Annotated in this window: 16 protein-coding genes and 4 pseudogenes; 8 read left to right on the top strand and 12 right to left on the bottom strand. The window is 65.0% G+C overall.

Features of this window, described 5'->3' with window-relative positions; genetic code table 11:
- On the top strand, positions 1-233 hold a 233-nt coding region (locus tag A37U_RS50475; protein ID WP_020500904.1), incomplete at its 5' end, for a transposase.
- Between the two features lie 395 nt (positions 234-628).
- Here the strand turns inward: A37U_RS50475 and A37U_RS0132800 are convergent.
- A complete protein-coding gene (locus A37U_RS0132800; protein WP_026197850.1) occupies positions 629-2,026 on the bottom strand; it encodes an IS1380 family transposase in 1,398 nt (465 codons plus the stop codon).
- A gap of 121 nt (positions 2,027-2,147) precedes the next feature.
- The gene (locus A37U_RS46600; RefSeq protein ID WP_157183170.1) at positions 2,148-2,465 is read right to left on the bottom strand and encodes a helix-turn-helix domain-containing protein; all 318 of its coding nucleotides are present in this window, start codon (positions 2,463-2,465) and stop codon (positions 2,148-2,150) included.
- A 459-nt stretch (positions 2,466-2,924) separates the two neighbouring features.
- On the opposite strand from A37U_RS46600, the gene aceE reads away from it, so the two are divergent.
- Positions 2,925-5,669 (top strand): pyruvate dehydrogenase (acetyl-transferring), homodimeric type, encoded by a 2,745-nt coding sequence (gene aceE, locus A37U_RS0132790; protein WP_020500901.1) that lies wholly within the window; start codon positions 2,925-2,927, stop codon positions 5,667-5,669.
- A 95-nt stretch (positions 5,670-5,764) separates the two neighbouring features.
- Here aceE and A37U_RS0132785 read toward each other — a convergent pair whose 3' ends face one another.
- On the bottom strand, positions 5,765-6,292 hold the full coding sequence (locus tag A37U_RS0132785; RefSeq protein ID WP_040589415.1) for a GNAT family N-acetyltransferase: 528 nt from the start codon (positions 6,290-6,292) through the stop codon (positions 5,765-5,767).
- 87 nt (positions 6,293-6,379) lie between these two features.
- Between A37U_RS0132785 and A37U_RS46595 the strand changes: the two are divergent.
- Positions 6,380-7,161: pseudogene (locus A37U_RS46595) on the top strand (transposase).
- 100 nt (positions 7,162-7,261) lie between these two features.
- Here A37U_RS46595 and A37U_RS0132775 read toward each other — a convergent pair.
- The 3 genes and pseudogenes from A37U_RS0132775 to A37U_RS54540 form a co-directional block, all read right to left on the bottom strand.
- Positions 7,262-8,113, bottom strand: a complete 852-nt coding sequence (locus tag A37U_RS0132775; RefSeq protein ID WP_020500898.1) for a DMT family transporter — start codon at positions 8,111-8,113, stop codon at positions 7,262-7,264.
- Between the two features lie 13 nt (positions 8,114-8,126).
- Positions 8,127-8,300, bottom strand: a complete 174-nt coding sequence (locus tag A37U_RS54125) for a hypothetical protein (protein ID WP_240437757.1) — start codon at positions 8,298-8,300, stop codon at positions 8,127-8,129.
- A gap of 108 nt (positions 8,301-8,408) precedes the next feature.
- A pseudogene (locus A37U_RS54540) lies at positions 8,409-8,648 on the bottom strand (MarR family transcriptional regulator); the annotation flags it as partial.
- Positions 8,649-8,813: 165 nt separating this feature from the next.
- On the opposite strand from A37U_RS54540, the gene A37U_RS0132765 reads away from it, so the two are divergent.
- Entirely contained in the window at positions 8,814-8,993 is a 180-nt protein-coding gene (locus A37U_RS0132765) for a hypothetical protein (protein WP_020500896.1), read from the top strand.
- A gap of 77 nt (positions 8,994-9,070) precedes the next feature.
- Here A37U_RS0132765 and A37U_RS46590 read toward each other — a convergent pair.
- The 4 genes and pseudogenes from A37U_RS46590 to A37U_RS0132750 form a co-directional block, all read right to left on the bottom strand.
- A pseudogene (locus tag A37U_RS46590) lies at positions 9,071-9,946 on the bottom strand (thiamine pyrophosphate-dependent enzyme); the annotation flags it as partial.
- A complete protein-coding gene (locus A37U_RS50470) occupies positions 9,907-10,098 on the bottom strand; it encodes a hypothetical protein (protein WP_240437755.1) in 192 nt (63 codons plus the stop codon). The gene A37U_RS50470 and the pseudogene A37U_RS46590, both read right to left, overlap by 40 nt.
- Positions 10,065-10,259: an ANTAR domain-containing protein gene (locus tag A37U_RS54115; protein WP_240437756.1), complete on the bottom strand. Its 195-nt coding sequence runs from the start codon at positions 10,257-10,259 to the stop codon at positions 10,065-10,067. Before A37U_RS54115 ends, A37U_RS50470 begins: the two co-directional genes overlap by 34 nt.
- Positions 10,260-10,865: 606 nt before the next feature.
- Positions 10,866-11,282: a CBS domain-containing protein gene (locus A37U_RS0132750; protein WP_026197847.1), complete on the bottom strand. Its 417-nt coding sequence runs from the start codon at positions 11,280-11,282 to the stop codon at positions 10,866-10,868.
- Between the two features lie 750 nt (positions 11,283-12,032).
- On the opposite strand from A37U_RS0132750, the gene A37U_RS46580 reads away from it, so the two are divergent.
- Positions 12,033-13,217, top strand: a complete 1,185-nt coding sequence (locus tag A37U_RS46580; protein WP_020500891.1) for an ATP-grasp domain-containing protein — start codon at positions 12,033-12,035, stop codon at positions 13,215-13,217.
- Between the two features lie 45 nt (positions 13,218-13,262).
- On the opposite strand, the gene A37U_RS0132740 is transcribed toward A37U_RS46580, so the two are convergent.
- Complete coding sequence (locus tag A37U_RS0132740) at positions 13,263-13,730, bottom strand: hypothetical protein (RefSeq protein WP_040589417.1); 468 nt, start codon at positions 13,728-13,730, stop codon at positions 13,263-13,265.
- 44 nt (positions 13,731-13,774) lie between these two features.
- On the opposite strand from A37U_RS0132740, the pseudogene A37U_RS50465 reads away from it, so the two are divergent.
- A pseudogene (locus A37U_RS50465) lies at positions 13,775-14,448 on the top strand (IS5/IS1182 family transposase); the annotation flags it as partial.
- 211 nt (positions 14,449-14,659) lie between these two features.
- Here A37U_RS50465 and A37U_RS0132730 read toward each other — a convergent pair.
- The gene (locus A37U_RS0132730) at positions 14,660-15,850 is read right to left on the bottom strand and encodes an alcohol dehydrogenase catalytic domain-containing protein (RefSeq protein ID WP_020500889.1); all 1,191 of its coding nucleotides are present in this window, start codon (positions 15,848-15,850) and stop codon (positions 14,660-14,662) included.
- A 615-nt stretch (positions 15,851-16,465) separates the two neighbouring features.
- Here A37U_RS0132730 and A37U_RS48790 point away from each other — a divergent pair.
- A complete protein-coding gene (locus A37U_RS48790) occupies positions 16,466-17,011 on the top strand; it encodes an SDR family oxidoreductase (protein WP_083934080.1) in 546 nt (181 codons plus the stop codon).
- The gene (locus tag A37U_RS46565; protein WP_205623075.1) at positions 16,923-18,101 is read left to right on the top strand and encodes a complex I subunit 5 family protein; all 1,179 of its coding nucleotides are present in this window, start codon (positions 16,923-16,925) and stop codon (positions 18,099-18,101) included. The genes A37U_RS48790 and A37U_RS46565 overlap by 89 nt, the downstream gene beginning before the upstream one ends.
- The last annotated feature ends 55 nt before the right edge of the window (positions 18,102-18,156 follow it).

Here is an 18,156-nt window from a genome sequence, read left to right as displayed (position 1 = left end):
TGTTGTGCTCCACAAATGCGATTGAGTCGCTGAACGCGCGGTACCGTAAGGCCGTGCGGGCACGAGGTCACTTCCCCACGGAGCAGGCTGCGTTAAAGTGTCTGTATCTGGTCACGAGGTCGCTCGATCCGACGGGCAAGGGACAGGCTCGGTGGACCATGCGGTGGAAACCCGCATTGAACGCGTTCGCGAACACGTTCGGTGACCGCTGGCCGGCCGCCGAGAAGTACTAACCACCAACGCCGAAAACACCGAACCTGTTACAGGCCCCGCTGTCAACCTCCGTGCCTGTGGAGTGTCTAATACGGACGGTTGTGGGCATGCCGATGACCTGGCCGTCGCTCGACGGCCGGGTTGTTGTCGGTAGGGGTCAGGCGGCTTCTGGGGTGTTGTCCCTGTGATGGATGGCTGGGTCGTAGGGAACGTGGTCGGTCCAGCAGCGCCAGAGGATGCGCATCCAGCGGGCGCCGAGCCCTCTTAGCCTTGATCCACCGATCGGCGTGGCTGATGGTCTTGTCGGGAATTGTTGATCTTCGGCGTGGCTGTGGGCGTGGGGTGTCTGCTGGCCTGTCCAGCTTGGTCACTGCTGTGGGGTTTCCGGTCGGGCCGTTCGGCGGTGTGGGCAGGGTCAGGCGGCTGCGGGTGGGCTGTGGCCGAGCACGGTGTTCCAGAGTCGCTGCCAGGCCGCGCGCCAGGGCCAGGACCGGGGTAGATGCAGCACCGGTCGTCGCGCGGGTCGGGCGAGACGGGCGGGAACGGTGATGAGGCTGCGGCGCAGGCTGGCGCCGCGAGCGACGCCGTGGCGGCCGCCGGCGAGTACTCCGGTGGCGCGTAGGAGGTTGTGGGCGATCGCGGCGGCCAGGATCCAGGCGGAGTTCGCGCCGAAGTCCCCGGAGGGCAGGTGGGCCAGGGGGCCGTCGATGAGGTCGGCGAAGGTGGTTTCGATGACCGCGTGGCGTCGGTGGGTGGCATCAGCCTGCACGGTCGGTGCGTCGCTGTTGGTGAAAAACGGGTGGTAGCGCCAGATCGGGAACAACGCGTCCGGGTAGCGGGCGTCTTTGACGCGGCGCACGATCAGCCGGGCGGTGGTGGCCTGGGCTGTGGCGGCGAACGCAGTGTAGGGCACTTCGGCGACCTCGGCGTCCGAAATCCAGCCGCCGGTGTCGGGGTCGCGGACCGCGCCGGGGTAGGCCACTGGTGTCCAGGTGTCCTCGTCGATCGCGGCGATGGCACGGCGTATCGCCGGATTGGTCGCCATCACCACCGAAAACTGGGCGCCGTGACATTGGCAGGCGCCCACCACAGCCCGCGACCCGTAGGCGGAATCGCCGCGCACCAGGATCTTCCCTCTCGCTCCGGCGGCGCGGGCGGTGGCGATCGCCTGGGCGACCATTCTCCCGGCGCGGTTCCCGGCCCCGGTTTTACCGGCCCGTAGCCGCATCCCTGTGATCAGTGGTGTGCTCGCCTGGGTGCTGATGGTGGTGGCCAGCGGCGAGAGTCCCTTGCGCAGCACCTGCTTGCCGGAGACCTTGGCATGCCCGTAGGAGGCACCCTGCTTGCCATACCCATACACCGGCCGCAGCAGCGAGTCGATGTCGATGAACGCCTGCTGCTCGATGCCGGGCAACACACTCACCTGCCTGGACAGCGCGATCAGATGTTCGGCCAGCACCGACTCGAGTTGACGGGCATGCCCAAAGGTGAACTCCCGCAGCAACGTGCCCACCGTGGAGGGCGCATACACCCCGGTGAACAGGTTCTTCGTCCCGCCGCTGCGAAGCAGGTCCACATCGTCGATGCTGTCCGCCCCGGCCGCCATGCCCGCGATCAGCGTCAACAGCTTCGGTGCGGCGTTCGCCGCGCCCGAGGTGATCCGCGAATCCCGGATCGCCACCTTCTCGGCCAGCGCCTTGCCCAGCCCGGTCTGCTCGGCCAGGGCCATCACCGGCACCAGCCCGCCACACGACACGAGATTGTCCTCATCGAAGATCGCCGAGTCGGCGGCGAAATTATGCGACACTATCACCGTAAGTGCCTTCCTGAACTGGGCTGATCGAGTGTGTGAGAACCCCAATCATCCCAGCTCAGAAGGCACTTTCCCTATACCGACACCCCCACAGCCACCACCAACCTCGGTGGATCCAGGCTTAGGGCTTCAAGCTGGGGAAAGGGGCACGCTGGACCTGTTCGCCGCTCTTTTCCCAGATCCGCACCTGCACCGTCGCCCCCGCCAGCGCCAGTTTCAGTTGCCGGTTCTCCGCCCTCAACCGGCGCACCTCCGCGCTCCCTGCCTGCCCATCCGGACCCGGTGGCGTCCGCTGCTCCAATCGCGCCGTGCCCGCCGCGACAAACCAATCCCACCAACCCGCGATCGTGTACTCGGCCACCCCATAGCGGCACGCCGCCTCGGCGATCGAGAGCTCATGCCCGAGCACCGCCAACACGACCTGCACCTTCTGCTCCACCGACAACCGCGGAGCACCCTTTTGCCTGCTCATACCACCTGCCACCCTGGGAGGAGCCACACATTGTGAACCCTGCCAAAAAGCATGACACTCTAGAATCGAGTCCTGGCTCCGAAAGAGCCAAGACCTCGGTGACCACGAGGCCGAACGCCCCGCCGCGGGTCCGGTTGCGACCGCCGGGCTTCGTCGGTCATGATGCTGTGCGCCTTGGGAATGGTGGTGCACAAGGCTGCCGACACCCCAGGATCGTCACCAGAGTTCGCTGCTGTCGAACTGGTGAACTGTCTGATCATCCAAACCAAAGGATGCCACCCGCCGATGCATAGCGCACAGCGCTCGGTGACCGGCTCAACGGTGAGCCGATGAACGCATAACCGTCCAGCGCCTCGATGAGCGTCGTGAGGTTGCGCTTCCGGTCGATGTGGGTACCACTGCGGTGTCGTTCGCGAGCTAAGGAAGGTGGACGCGGTGAGTGCCAGCCATGAGGCCAGCCAAGGATACTCGATCATCAGTGATGGTTTGCCGAGCCAGCTGCCCGATACGGATGGGGATGAGACTGCGGAATGGCTGGAGTCGCTGGACGGTGTCATCGATACCGAAGGCACTGGTCGGGCCCGTTTCCTGATGCTCAAGCTGCTCGAGCGGGCGCGAGCGCGGCAGGTCGGGGTGCCCGTTTTGCGCAGCACGGACTACATCAACAGCATCCCACCGGAACAAGAGCCCGAGTTCCCGGGCGACGAGCATCTCGAGCGCCGGATCCGCGCCTGTATCCGCTGGAATGCCGCGATCATGGTCGCCCGTGCCAACCGGGCGGGCATCGGTGTCGGCGGGCACATCGCGACCTATGCCTCCGCTGCCAGCCTGTACGAGGTGGGGTTCAACCACTTCTTCCGCGGCAAAGATGCCGGAAGTTCTGGCGATCAAGTCTTCATTCAGGGACATGCTTCGCCGGGCATCTACGCCAGGGCATACCTGGAGGGGCGGTTGAGCGAAGCCCAGCTCGACGGGTTCCGTCAGGAACTATCGCATCCGGGTGGCGGTCTGCCGTCCTACCCGCATCCGCGGCTGATGCCCGAGTTCTGGGAGTACCCGACCGTGACGATGGGGCTGAGCCCGAGCAATGCGATCTATCAGGCACGGTTCAACCGCTACCTGCGTGACCGCGGCATCGTCGATACCGACGACTCGCACGTATGGGTCTTTCTCGGCGACGGCGAGATGGCCGAACCGGAGTCGACGGGCCAGATCGCTGTCGCCGCGCGCGAGGGACTCGACAACCTCACCTTCATCGTCAACTGCAACCTGCAGCAGCTGGATGGGCCGGTGCGGGGCAACGGCAAGATAATCCAAGAGTTGGAGGCATCCTTTCGTGGTGCGGGCTGGAACGTGATCAAGGTCGTCTGGGGCCGCGACTGGGATCCGCTGCTCGCCGAGGACACCGACGGCATGCTGCTGGACAAGATGAACACCACGCCGGACGGGCAATTCCAGACGTATTCGGTGGAATCCGGCGCTTACATTCGAGAGCATTTCTTCGGCGGACCGCGCTTGCACCAAATGGTGGAACAGTACTCCGATACCGACCTCGAGCGGTTGTCTCGTGGTGGCCACGACTACCGGAAGGTCTATGCCGCCTTCCACGAGGCACGGGCGCATACCGGCCAGCCGACGGTGATTCTGGCGCACACGATCAAGGGCTGGGCACTGGGCCCAGATTTCGAGGCGCGCAACGCGACACATCAGATGAAAAACCTGACCGGTGAGGAACTCAAGACCTTCCGCGATCGCCTGCACATGCCGATCTCCGATACCAAGCTCGACCAGGAGTTGCCGCCCTATTTCCATCCCGGCGCGGATTCCGAGGAAATGCGGTACCTGCGTGAGCGCCGCGAAGCCCTGGGTGGGATGGTTCCACGGCGATCGGTACGGCCCGAGCCGCTGAGCCTGCCCGGCGAGGATGCCTACTCCCAGCTCCGGCGCGGTTCGGGTTCGAGTGCGGTGGCCACGACGATGGCGTTCGTGCGTCAGCTCCAGGAGCTGCTCAAAGAGGCCGAAATCGGTCGCCGGATCGTGCCGATCATTCCCGACGAGGCGCGCACGTTCGGCATGGACTCCCTTTTCCCGAAAAGTAAAATCTATTCCCCTGCCGGAATGACCTACGACTCGGTCGACCGGGACATGTTGCTTTCCTGGCAGGAATCCAGTTCCGGTCAGCTGCTACACGAAGGCATCAGCGAGGCCGGCGCGATGGGCTCGCTGATCGCGGCGGGAACCTCGTATGCCACGCACGGCGAACACATGATCCCGGTGTACGTCTTCTACTCCATGTTCGGCTTCCAACGTACCGGGGATTTCATCTGGGCAATGGGCGATCAGATGGGGCGCGGCTTCCTGATCGGAGCGACCGCGGGTCGCACCACCCTCAACGGCGAAGGCCTCCAGCACCAGGACGGTCACTCACCCCTGCTGGCATCCACCAACCCCGCATGCGTGCACTACGACCCAGCCTGGGCATACGAAATCGCCCACATCGTCTCCAACGGACTCCACCGAATGTACGGTTCGACCGAAGAACACCCCAACGGCGAGGACGTGTTCTTCTACCTGACCCTGTACAACGAGCCGTACCAGCAGCCCGCCGAGCCCGACGACCCCGAGCTCGACCAAGGGATTCTGCGCGGGCTCTACCGCTATCAACAGGCCCGAAACACCGGTGGCGAGCGTACCCGTGCACACGTGCTCGCCTCCGGAGTGGCCATGCCGTGGGCGCTGCAAGCGCAGCAGATGCTGGCCGAGGACTGGGGCCTCGAAGCCGACGTCTGGTCGGCCACGTCCTGGAGTGAACTGCGGCGCGAGGCGATGGCCTGCGAAGAGTGGAACATGCTGCACCCGGACCGGGCTGATCATGTGCCGTATGTGACCGAGGCATTGCGCGAACACACCGGCCCCGTCGTGGCGGTCAGCGACTTCATGCGAGCGGTACCCGACCAGATCGCACCGTGGCTACCGAACGAGTACCTCGCGCTCGGCACCGACGGTTTCGGCCGATCCGACCTGCGGGCAGCACTGCGCAGACACTTCCGCGTCGACGCACAGTCGATCGTGCTCGCGGTGCTGACCCTGCACCACGACAAGGGCGAGATCGATACCGCGATGCTGCGCCAGGCGATCGAGCATTACCAGCTCGAGTCCCCGGAGTCCTGACCGGTCAACCGAACCGGACTCCCGTCTAAGGGCTGTCCCGCAACCGCTGGTTATGCGTCGCCATCCCCCTCGCTGGCTTGCGAGCGCCAGGGTCGTCACTGGGTATCGGTGCGCAGATCCCGTATGTACCAGTCGAGCCGTGTCCCGTCCGCGCCGTGTTGGTGCTTGTCGAGGGTAAAGCCCGCCCTATCGGCGACCGCGGAAGAGGCGGCGTTCTCCGGCTCTACTTGGATCACAGCCTGCTTTGCTCCTTGACTCGTCGCATATCGGCAGACCAGGATGACCGCGCGGGTGGCCAGGCCGTGTCCTCTCCATGACGGGTAGAGGCCGTAGGCGATATTCACCTGGCCGGGAGACAGGCCCTCTGCTGTGAAGCGCAGGTCGATCGTCCCCGCGAGCGCCTCGTCGATGCCTACCCGGATGCCGAAAGCGCGGAGTGGGCCGACCGTGTCCCACTGTTCCAGGCAGTGCCGAATGTAGGCTTCGACGCCCTCGCGTGTGCCGGGATCGCCGCTGAGCCAGCGCACCAGCTGCTCATCCTCCCCCGCGAGGTGTGCCTCCGCTTCATCCAGACGTAGCGGGGACAAAGTGACGATCCCGTCGGACAGCTTCACTTCATGCATCCGGCGATTCTTGACGCTTGAGCTGCGTTGCGCCATCGGATTCTGCGGGACATCGCGTAGGGCCTCACCACAAGAGATGATCTTGGGATGGCTGGCGCGATCACGGTGTCGGAGCCTTCCTGGATAGCCCCGTTCACTGGGCTGAGCCCACGCGAGCTCAGCAAGCTGATCACCGCGCTGCGCCGAGCAGGCGCGGATGCGGTCCGCAGAGGACGGCCGTGGAGCTTGCCGCCGGAGGACCGGGCTTTGCTGGTCGCCGCGTACCGGCGCACGAACCTGACGCTGCGGCAGCTTGCGCCCCTGTTCGGCATCTCGAAGTCGGCCGCCGACCGCATCATCGCCCACCTCGGGCCCTTGCTGGCGCTCCAGCCGCGCAGGCGGTTCCCCAAAGACACCGCGCTGATCGTGGATGGAACTCTGGTGCCCACCCGTGACCACACCGTCGCCGAGCAGTCGAAGAATTACCGGTACTCAACCAACCTCCAGGTCGTCATCGACGCCAACACTCGCCTCACGGTCGCGATCGGCAGGCCACTGCCGGGCAACCGTAACGATTGCCGGGCCTGCCGGGCCTACACCGAATCCGGTGCCGACCAGCACGGCACAGGCGCCCAGGTGATGGCCGACGGCGGCTACCAAGGCAACCGCGAGGTAATCATGCCGTACCGCAAACCCACTGACAGCAGCGAACTTCCCGAATGGAAGACCGACCCCAACACCGTACACAACGAGTCCGCGCCCGCGTCGAACACGCCCTGGCACACATGAAATCCTGGAACATCATGCGCAACTGCCGACGCAAACACGACGCCGTCCAGCACACCACCAGGAGCGTGGCCCTCATACTCAACCTCGCCATGACCCACTGAACACCAGCCACCACCACATGAACCGCGCTTTCCTCGCCCAACACGAATAGTCGACCATTACAGGACAACCTTTGGTAGAGGATCCGCTATCGGAAACTGATCATGTCGTCGCGATCAGCACAGTCGCGACAAGGGCGGTGATCAAACCGGCGGTCTGGCTGCGGGTAAGTCGCTCGCGGAGCACGGTGACCCCGAGCAGCACAGGAATCACGGGATACAGCGACGATAGGACGACGGCGATCGTGACCAGCTCGGTTCTGGTGGCATATAGGTAGCAGATGAGCGCGAGCCCGGCCAGCGCACCGGTACAACCGGCGGCGACATCGAGGCGGGTGCGGTGGATGTCGTCGTCGCTGTCGGACCTGGAGGCGCCCCGGCGCATAGTCGCACTCACGACGGCGACGACGATGATCGAGGTGACACGCCCGGCGACGACGGCCCAGGTGCCCGATCCCGGTCCGGCTTGTGCAAGGGCGAGGTATTGCAACGCGATTCCGGTGCTGGAGATCAGCCCGTCGCCCACTGCGCCCCGGACACCGCGCCCATCGTCGGCTTTCCCGCACGATACCCACCACAGAGCGGGTAAGGCGAGGGCGATCCCGACCCATGCCAGCGGCGCGGGCCGCTCACCGAGCACGGCTACACCGACGAGAACGGGCAAGGCGAGGCCACCCACAGCACTGGTCGGTACGACGACGCTCATGGGACCGCGGCTCATACCGCGGAACAAGAACATCATCCCGAGCCCAGTCCCGACGCCGGAGAGCCCGCCCCAAGCAAGGTCGGCGAAATCCGGCACGGTGACGGAAACGAGCGGCGCCACGAGCGCCATCGAGACCAGGCTGCCGACCTGCCCACACAGGGCGACGCGCACGAACGAGCCGCGTCGGGATAACACGCCGCCGAGGAAGTCGGACAGGCCGTAGCTCACCGCCGAGGCGAGCGCGAACACAGCACCCACAGGATCAGCCGTCCTGGTCGCGCTCCGCCTGCCCGACCGGGCAGGTCGCGTTCGTGGTGCAGCTGGCTCGATCGCACAACCGACACAGCATCTCCGAGCTACCGACCTTGGCGTAGAGGCGAGCCAGCAGCTTGTCGAGCAAGCCTGCCAGGGCGCGCTGCTCATCCGAATCGAGCACGGACACGAGGTCGTGTAACGGCTGCCCACGTGCCGCCAGGAGCTGGGACGCGACACGCCGCCCCGCCGAGGTCGGACCCACCTGGACTTCACGGCCTGCGCCTGGCCGCCGATGTACCAACCGCTCCCCTTCCAAAGAGTCGACCATGCGGGCCGCGGCGGGTTGACTCAGGCCAATCCGCCGACCCAGCTCAGTCACGCTCAACCCCGGCGTGGCCATGAGCACAACGAGCGCGGCTGCCCCACTGATGCTAGTTCCGCTCGCCCGTGTCGCGCTGGTATGCGCGAGGTCGGTCACGGCCAGCGCAGTTGTCCCTAGAAGATTCGCCGTACGACGCGTATCATGCATGAGTTATGCATACCAGTGCGAACAGTGATGCGCCACCAAGAAGACCCCACACCAAGGGACGCCTCCATTCGCAGCAGATGAGCGAGCATGACGAATGGGCGTCACAGAGAAAGGACAACGCGCACTAGACACGGGCGAGCTTGCCGAGGCCGCCGCGTACTGGCGGTGACGGCAGTACGCGAGGACCGAGACAGCGCTGAGTTCATCACCGAAGAAACGGGCGAGGAACCGGTGATCCTGCGGCTGATCGCGCTGTACCTGCAGATGAACAAGCCGAACCTGGCCCTGGCCTGGTGCATCTTCGCCTCCGTCGAGGGGCCGGCCCCTCGACCAACTACAACGTAATGCGCCCTCGCGGCGATAGCAGGTTACCGCGAGCTCCCATGCCATTGCGGTAGGAACGGCGTATAGAGCAGTGGCGGTCAGTTCTTGTTTGGCACGAATTCTTGGAGTTTGGTCTTTGCCCCGCGTACGGCCATCTGCCAGGCGTCCGGGTCGCCGCGCAGCATCGATTCGGTGGTCGATTTGATCTGTTCGATCGTGGCGTGTGGCGGGATCGGCGGGATATTCGGGTCGCAGTGAACGTCGAGCATGAACGGTCGGTCGGAAGCCAGGGCGCGTTCCCATGCCGATCCGATCTTGTCCGATTCGGTGACCTCGAGGCCGTCTAATCCGGTCAACCGCGCGAAGGCCGCGTAGGAGACCTCGGGAAGATGCTGTGATTCCTCGAATTTCGGTGCGTGTGCCATCGCGCGCAGCTCCCAGGTGACCTGGTTGAGGTCGTTGTTGTGCAGCACGCAGATGATGCAGCAGGGTTCGGTCCACTGCTGGTAGTACCGGCGGAGGGTGAGTAGTTCGGCCATGTCGTTCATCTGCATGGCGCCGTCGCCGACGAGTGCGATCGATGGCCGGTCCGGGTGCGCGAATTTCGCGCCGATCGCATAGGGAACGCCCGGCCCCATCGTGGCCAGTGTGCCGGACAGCGATGCGCGCATGCCTTCACGGATCTTGAGGTGACGCGCGAACCAGTTGGCCGCGGAACCCGAATCGCTGCTGACCATCGCATCGGCCGGAATCCGTTGTGAGAGCTCCCACACGATCCGCATCGGGTTGGTTGGCTCGGCCGCGAGCATGGCTTGCTTTTCCATGGTGCCCCACCAGGAGGCCACATTGGCCTCGATCGTGTTACGCCATGACCGATCGTCTTTCTTACGCACCGAGGCGTTGATCTTGGACAGCGTGCTGGCCGCGTCGCCGATCAAGTTGAGTTCGGTTGGATAGCGCATTCCGATGAACTTGCTTCCTCGCGGTGCACGGCGCGGTGTTGCAGCAGCCCGATGGTGGCCACATCGGCCAGGGCCCGCCCGAGCGTTGCGCTGTCCTCGTCGACGGCGGTCGCTTCGCGGTTGAGCAGGATCAGCGCCCCGATCGTGTCGTCACGCAGGCCCATCGGGATCGTGTAGGCGGCGTGATAGCCCACCCCGGTGGCTGCCGCGGGTTTCGGCGTTGGACCAGCCACCGTGCCACATCGACCAGTTTCAAGTTCCTGGTCTGCGAACTGGACACCAACATGGAAAACGCGGTGCCCGCATCGACACCGAAGCGTTCCATCAGGATGCCTTTGGGCTGGCCGATCACATCACGTGTGGCCGGGGCCTGCTGCAGGTATACGGAGTCCTGTGCCCCGGCCAGCACCAGGGCGGCGTGCGAGGCGAACAACCCGCCCAACACCTGGGACTCGGAGTCGACCCCTTTCCGCGCGCTGGAGTCGAGGTTCAGCGCGTCGTCGCGGAGGGACAATTGGAACGACAACATGGTCAGCACCCCGTGCGCGGCTGCCTCCGGCGCGAACCGAGACCACCATTCGACCGCGAGCTCGAGACCGTCGCCCCCTGTCGCGCGTCCCTGAACAACGCGGCATCCCGATCGGCATAGTCAGGCAGACGCGCGTCCAACGCGTGCGCCAAGCCCCCTGCGGATGCCGAGACGGCAACGCCGCGCCGAACGGGCCCACCATGCGCACGAGCAGCCTGCCGACCAGGCTCACAGCAGGGACGAGCTGTACGCCGATGCGCAATCTCGTGGGACCAGGTCAGCTCGGCGATGACCGAATAGTGGCTCTTCCCGGCGGTACGGCAACCGATGGGAACCGCGATGAACAGGATCGCGACAGGGTATACCGCACAGGCAGTGGCTGAGCGTTCATTCGGGAAGGCCTTATTCGGCGCTGAGGGCCTCGACCAGCTCGCCAGTTTCGGCATAGGGTACTGCTCGCGTGATGTCGGCGAGTGCGACCATGCCGACCAGCCGGTCCTGGTCGATGACCGGCAGGCGTCGCACCTTATGGTTGGTCATCGTGGCTAGTACATCCTGCACGGTGTCATCAGCGCCGATGGTGATCGCTTCATTCTGATTCAGGTCTCCGGCAGGAAAGCTGGCCGCGTCGCGACCCTGATCGAGCACTTTGACAACCAGGTCCCGATCGGTGACTACCCCTTTGACCTTGTTGTCCTTGCCGCAAATCGGTACCGCGCCCACGCCGAGCTCGCCCATCAACCGTGCAGCGTCCTTAGCGGTCTGGTCACTGGCCACACAGTGGGCGTCCGCAGTCATCACGTCTCGAGCCGTCGTCATCTTGTACCTTCCTCTCGTGTCGGTTTCGCCATTTCGCTGTACGACTACCCCATCCAACCGACCACGACACCTGCACACGGCTGCATAGCAGTCGGCTTTTCGGGAGTAATGGTTGCTGGACACGCGCCACGGCTACACGGCCCGCACCGCAGGAAATCGGCCGTCGCCGCGGCCCTGGTGCTGGCCGCCACCGCAGGATATTCGAGCAATGCGATCCAGCATCCGACACCGCCGCAACTGCGGGGTCGGACCGGCGTGGGGATCATTGAGCCCAGGCGACATGCGCCTGCCTAGGTTGCGAGCCGGGTGAACCACGCTGGTTGCCGGTCCCTGTTACGGGCGGGGATGGATGTGTGGTGGCAGGGGGCGTGGCCGTGCAGGGGCTCGCAGCAGAGCATCGAGCTGCGTGAGATCGCCCGTATCGTCGAGATGCCCGGCGTTCGTGGCGAACCAGAATGAATAGCCGGCCTCCTCCTGGGTACCCGCGCTACAGGCTGCCGCTGTGCCCGGGCGCCGTGACAGCTTAGGTTTCGCCGGTTCAACACGCAGCCGGCGAAATCGTCGCCCTGCTTGAGCGCTGCACATATCCGGATCTACTTCTGCGCCTGGCTAGCAGGGAAAAGCGGGCACCTTTGGATGACGGGAGGATGCGCGAGTGGCCGAGAACGTGTTCGTGCTCGGTCTGGACGAGCACAACCGGCAGTTGCTGGAGTCGTTGCCGGAGTCGGGACGGTACCTTTTTATCCACTGTTGACGATCGAGGAGCTGCAGTACGGGGATGAGATCCCCGTGGCCGAGTTGCTGGCCAAGGCACGCGCACAGTTGGACGCATTCGCCGGGACAGTGCATGCGGTGATCGGCTTTTGGGACTTTCCCGTCAGCACGATGATTCCCTTACTCGCCGAGTACGTCGGCACGCACGCGGCGAGCCTGAGGTCGGTGGTCAAATGCGAGCACAAGTATTGGAGCCGACTCGAGCAGCAGCGTGCGATCGCGGAATACCCGCCGTTCGGGGTGGTCGATCCGGATCACGACCAACATCCGCCGACCGGGGTTGGTTATCCAATGTGGGTCAAGCCGGTCAAATCGTTCTCCTCGGATCTGGCCTTCGGTGTGGAAGACCAAGCCGGGTTCGCGGCCGCGCTGGCACGTATCCGCGAAGGCATCGGTCGGATCGGTGAGCCGTTCGAGTTCATTTTGGATCAGCTCGACCTACCGGAGCAAATGCGTGGGATCGGTGGCCGCGCCTGCCTGGCCGAGGAAACCGTGACCGGCCAGCAGGTCACTCTCGAAGGCTACGTCTACGGTGGCGAAACGCGCATCTTCGGTGTGGTCGACACGATCAACCGCACCGACGTGCCCAGCGAAGACCGATACCAGTATCCGTCCTCGATCCCGGTCCGCGTGGCCGATCGTATGGCCCAGATCGCCTGCCGCATCCTCGGCCAGGTCGGGTTGGACATGACCACGTTCAACATCGAGTTTTTCTACGACCGCGAGACCGACACGATCCGGGTCCTCGAGGTCAACCCGCGCCACTCGCAGTCGCATGCCGAGTTGTTCGAGCAAGTCGACGGCGCGGCCAACCACGAAACGATGCTGGAACTCGCGTTGGGCCGCCAGCCGAGCCTGCGGCATCGTCGAGGCCAATACCCGATGGCAGCCAAATGGTTCCTGCGCCGTCTCGACGACGGGATCGCCCGCCGCGTGCCCACCCGAGACGAGCTCATCGCGATACAGCGCACCATCCCCGGTGTCACCGTCGATGTCATCATCAACGAAGGCACCAAGCTCTCGGCACTGCCCGACCAAGACAGCTACAGCTACAAACTCGCCAACCTCTACATCGGCGCCGACAACGAAACCGAACTGCACGACAAATTCAACCGATGCACCGACACCCTCCGATTCGAATTCGACCACCCACCAACATAAGGTTAAGCACTGTCTCGTGAAAGATCGCCGGGGCTCGGTGGCGGGTTAGCCCATGACCGTTCGGGCCGTGTCGAGGAATGCCAGGCGGTTGTCCTCCAGGTAGTCCCGTACGCTCTCGCCGTCGGGCAGACCTTCCCACACCGTTCGGTTGAGGTCGAGAAAGTACGCACGTGCCGCGTCATGCACCGGCAGGGGGAACTGGATGCGGATGAGCCGCTCGGCGATCCAGAGCCTGTTCATGACGTCCTGGGTCTTGAGGTGCCAGGGGTGGGTGTCGTCGAACTCGGAAGGTCGGCTGAACGCGGAGCGTTCGGCCTCGGCCCCCACCTCCACGAAACGCTCCAGCAGCGCCAACCGTTCCGCGCGCCGTGCCTCTGAGAGAGCGTTGTGCTGCCGTTGTTGTTCAGCGCGTTCTGCTGACCGTTGAGTCCTGTGCTGAACGAGGTAGGACAGCACGCCCCCGAGCACAACGCCGCCCAACGATATGAGTGACACCCAGATCTGACCTGACATGGTGGCCATGGTTGCATGCCGTCGATCTTCGGCACGATCTCACTGTGACCGGTCTGATCGCGATGCCCGAACCGTCCTGGACAGCCCCGTTCACCGGGCTGAGCCCACACCAGTTCAGCAAGCTGCTCAACAAACTACGGCACAAACACGCGGATCCGACCGGCAAGGGCCTGGGCATGGAACCTGCCGCCAGAAGACCTCACTCTGCTGATCGCCGCCTACTGACGCACGAACCTGCCCCAGCGACAGCTCGACCGCTGTTCGGCATTCCGAAGTCGGTGTCCGACCGCATCATCGACCACGTCGGGCCGTAGAAGGCGTTCCAGCCGCAGAGGCGGTTCCGTAAGGACAGCGTGCTGACCGTGGATGCAACCCTGGTGCCCACCAAAGACCACACAGTCGCCGAACAGTCGGGGAAAGTCCCGATACTCGACCGGCCACCAGATCGTCATTGATGCCAACACCGGCTCCTGGCCGCCCTCGGCTAGCTGGTGCAACCGCAACGACTGCAAGGCGCCGGAAACCGTCGGGCGCGAAGACCGCCATCGGCCGCACCACGGTCATCGCGGACGGCGGCTACCGGGGCACCGGACTGGTCATCCCGCGCCGTCACGAGGGCGGCCATGCCGAACTCCGGATGATGGGCTAGAGAATCCTGCAGGACCGCCGCCTGAAAGGTCACGGCGTTCACCATGCCATGCTCGGTATCGCCCAACTGCCAACCTCGCCATGGCCAGGTAACCAGAGAACCGGGCTGGTCAACCAGCACACCACAGATCACTTACGGGACAGCCCTTAGAATGGCCGTAGCCGAGGTTCGCTTCGACGCTCTCGTGCGCGCCGGCGCCAGGCTCAAGGGGCTGGCCCGCGCGGTTTCGTCGGCGATCTTCGGGTGCTGTGCCGCGCATCGGCCGCTGGCGCGAGCTGGGTCAGTTCGGCTGCAGCAGGATCTTGATCGCGCCGTCCTGTTTGCGTTGGAATGTTTCGTACGCGCGTGGCGCCTCGCTCAGCGGGAGATGGTGGGTGGCGAAGTCCTCGGCTCCGAGGGGGTCGGCGGGCTCGTGAAGTAGCGCCAGGATGTCGTCGATCCAGCGCCGCACGTTGGCCTGCCCCATGCGCAGGGTGATCTGTTTGTCGAACAACTCCATCATCGGTAGTGGATCAAGCTGGCCTCCGTACACACCGGACAAGGAGACGGTGCCACCGCGTCGCACGCTGTCGATGGCGGCAAGCAGGCTGGTGAGTCGATCGACGGAGGCGTAGGTCATCAGCGGTTTGGCCAGAGCATTCGGCAGCACACCGACGAGCTGGTGAGCCAGGGTGCCGAACGGTGCCCCGTGCGCCTCCATGCCGACCGCGTCGATCACTGAGTGCGCACCGCGGCCGCCGATGAGCTGGCGGACCGTATCACCGATCCGCTTACCATGCTCGCGTAGATCCAGGATCGTCGCGCCGTGGGCGGCGGCGCGGGCGAGACGTTCGGATACGAGGTCGACACCGATCACCATGCTGGCGCCGAGATGGCTGGCGACGCGGCAGCAGAATTGGCCGATCGGGCCGAGACCGAATACGACTACGATGCCTTCCGGAGGGATGTCCGCGTACTGCACCGCTTGCCATGCGGTCGGCAGAACGTCGGAGAGGTACACGTAACGGTCGTCCGGTGCCTCCGCGGGCACCGGGATGGGGCCGTAGTGCGCCTGCGGGACGCGCAGGTACTCTGCTTGCCCGCCGGGCACCTGGCCGTAGAGCTTGGTGTAGCCGAACAGGCTCGCACCTTTGCCGTATTCGCTGACCTGCGTGGTCTCGCACTGTGACTGCAATCCTTGTTCGCACATCAGGCAGTGCCCGCAGGAGATGTTGAACGGCACGACGACGCGGTCTCCGGGTTTGATGTTCTCGACCGAATCACCCACCTCCTCGACGATCCCCATCGGTTCGTGCCCGAGCACATCGCCCGGATCGATGAACGGACCCATGACCTCGTAAAGGTGCAAATCGGAACCGCAGATGCCACTCGAGGTGACCCGGATGACCGCGTCAGTCGGCTCGACCAACTTCGGATCGGGCACCGTCTCCACGCGGACGTCGCGCTTACCCTGCCAGGTAACAGCCTTCATACGGCTCCTTTCGCGAAAGCGGTGTCGTGGACGGAGTGCCCACCACGGTGAAGCCAAAACCTCTAATCGCGTCGAGACCGGCAAGCAAGACCGATGCTGAGGATGTGGTGCCGGGGATCGGAGTGGGGACTTTCCGAGAACTCGCAGATGATGAAAGACGAGCTGACCGAAGTGCTGAGGCTCGGTCAGCGTCTGCCCGCGATCTCGGTGTCAGCGCTGGCCACGGACCGGTGCGAGCTCCGTGTTGCCAGCGTGGGCATACAGCGACCGGCCGGACGGACTCGGATGGTTCCATCGTCTCGTCTCGTGGTGGTGTCGGTGGGCTGTGGTGCGCTCCCGGCCAGGTGTGTCAGCGGATCCGACCGCGGACCTGGCTTCGATGTGTCGGCTCGTGTACCGCATACCCGCGGGCGTTGCGGGGTAAACAGCCAGGGGGTTCCGCCGAGTCCGCACGGGGCTATCCCGTCCGGATAGACGACAGGAGATGCTGTGGGCAGCGAAAAGATTCCGGCGCAGCAGCAGTCACCGCCAGGCATGACCCGGAATGCAGCCACAGCCACGTGATCTGATGCGCGGCTATCGTGGTGGTGGGCTGCTCGAGGGCACACGACGCGGGTGACCGGCGCGGATTCCGGGATCGGTCGCGGTGGCCCTTGCATTCGTGAAAGAAGGCGCGCACGTCGCGTTCACCTATCTCAACGAGGACGGGGACGCGCAGCGCACGGTCAGCGAGGTACAGGCATAAGGCGTGCGCTGCGCTGCATCGACATAGCCGGCGATATGGCCGACCAAGGCCACTGTGCGCACGTGGTCAGGCGCACCGTCGACGAACTCGTCGAGATCGGTGTATTGGTGAACAACATCGCCACGCAGATTCCGGTTTCCTCACTCGAAGAGCTCAGCGATGAGCAGTGGCTGCACACCTTCGACATCAACGTGCACAGTTTCTTCCACACCACGAAAGCGGCATCGCCGCACCTGCCCGAGGGCGCCTCGATCATCAACACCGTGCCCTGCTCGGTGTCACGCTTTCAACCGTGCGCGGCGGGCGCGCGGTGCATTTCCCGGCTGGGTGGCAGGTCCACGATGGGCGCGGTGTCGGGATCGTGCTCGTCGGCGACAGCACCGGGCCCTGGCTCGGTCTGCTCGCCGCTGTGCTGACCGGTGCCGCGCTGCTGTTCGGCTGGCGCAGCTGGGCACGGCACTGAACGGACAGCGCGCGGACATGCTGGTCCGGCTGGTTTTCGTGCTCGTGTGCACCGGTTGGCTGGTGAAGGCCGCCGTGGTGCCGTTTCACTTCTGGTTGGCCGACGCGCACGCCGTGGCACCGGCACCGGTCTGCGTTCCGCTCTCCGGGATCATGGCACCGCTGGGAGTGTATGGCCTGGTCCGTACCTACTCGACGGTGTTCGCGGGCTCGCTCGACCACGCTGTCTTCTCACGGATGCTGCTGGTGTTCGGGACCCTGACAGCCGCGCTCGGCGCGCTGATGCGCCTGTTGCAGCGACACGTGAAACGGTTGCTCGCCTATTCGACCATCGCCCACATCGGAGTGCTGCTGCTGGCCGCGGGACACGGACCGGCGCTGTGGCTCTACCTGCTCGGACACGCCGGAGTCAAAGGGACACTGTTCCTGATCGCGGGCGTGCTGCTCTCCGAAAACGGGGATATCGACGAATTCGGCCTGTTCGGCAAGGGCGACCGATTTCTGGGCACCGTGTTCATCGTGGGCGCGCTGGCGTTGGCCGGGCTGCCACCCTTCGCTATCGGTCTCGGCAAATCAGCACTGGAACAGGGACCGCTCTGGCAGGTGGGCGTGGCAGCGGCGGCCTCAGCCCTGACCGCGGGGGCGGTACTGCGTGCCGGGCTGCGGATCTTCTTCGGCCTCGGCCGCGTGCCCGAGGACCGGGAGGAGACCGAGCACACCAGCGGGGAGGGCGAAGCTCCGGAGGGCAGGACGGTATTGCCGAAAGCCTCCGTGACGATGCGCACCACGATCACCGTGCTGCTGTTGATCGGGCTGGGTGCCCGGCAGTTCGGAGCTTGCGGCGCAGGTGGGCGCCGGGTTGCTCGAGCACACCGGATACCTCGGAACCGTCGCGACCCGATCGGTTCCCTCCATCGTGACCGCCGCTCCGGTCTGGAACCTCGCGGGCGTACTGGTCGGGATCGGCTCGGTCGCCGCCGCGGCGGTGATCGCCGCGAGCGCGTTGTGGTGGCGACCGTCCCTGGGGTGCAGGCCATCGTCTGACGGCCTGGCCGCATGCCATGCATTCGGGTCACATCGGCGACTACGCCACCTGGCT

The organism is Sciscionella marina DSM 45152 (assembly GCF_000379465.1).
In the GTDB taxonomy this organism is placed as follows: Bacteria; Actinomycetota; Actinomycetes; order Mycobacteriales; family Pseudonocardiaceae; genus Sciscionella; species Sciscionella marina.
The sequence above is the reverse complement of the archived record's forward strand: the minus strand, read 5'-3'. Positions and strand labels throughout refer to the sequence as shown.

Excerpts from the sequence above, each read along its gene's own strand:
- A37U_RS0132785 (WP_040589415.1), bottom strand. The coding sequence starts at position 6,292 with ATGCATGAAGTGAAGCTGTCCGACGGGATCGTCACTTTGTCCCCGCTA.
- A37U_RS50470 (WP_240437755.1), bottom strand. The coding sequence starts at position 10,098 with ATGGGCCTGCGTGACGACACGATCGGGGCGCTGATCCTGCTCAACCGC.
- A37U_RS0132730 (WP_020500889.1), bottom strand. The coding sequence starts at position 15,850 with ATGAAGGCTGTTACCTGGCAGGGTAAGCGCGACGTCCGCGTGGAGACG.
- A37U_RS0132750 (WP_026197847.1), bottom strand. The coding sequence starts at position 11,282 with ATGACGACGGCTCGAGACGTGATGACTGCGGACGCCCACTGTGTGGCC.
- A37U_RS54115 (WP_240437756.1), bottom strand. The coding sequence starts at position 10,259 with ATGGAACGCTTCGGTGTCGATGCGGGCACCGCGTTTTCCATGTTGGTG.
- A37U_RS0132740 (WP_040589417.1), bottom strand. The coding sequence starts at position 13,730 with ATGTCAGGTCAGATCTGGGTGTCACTCATATCGTTGGGCGGCGTTGTG.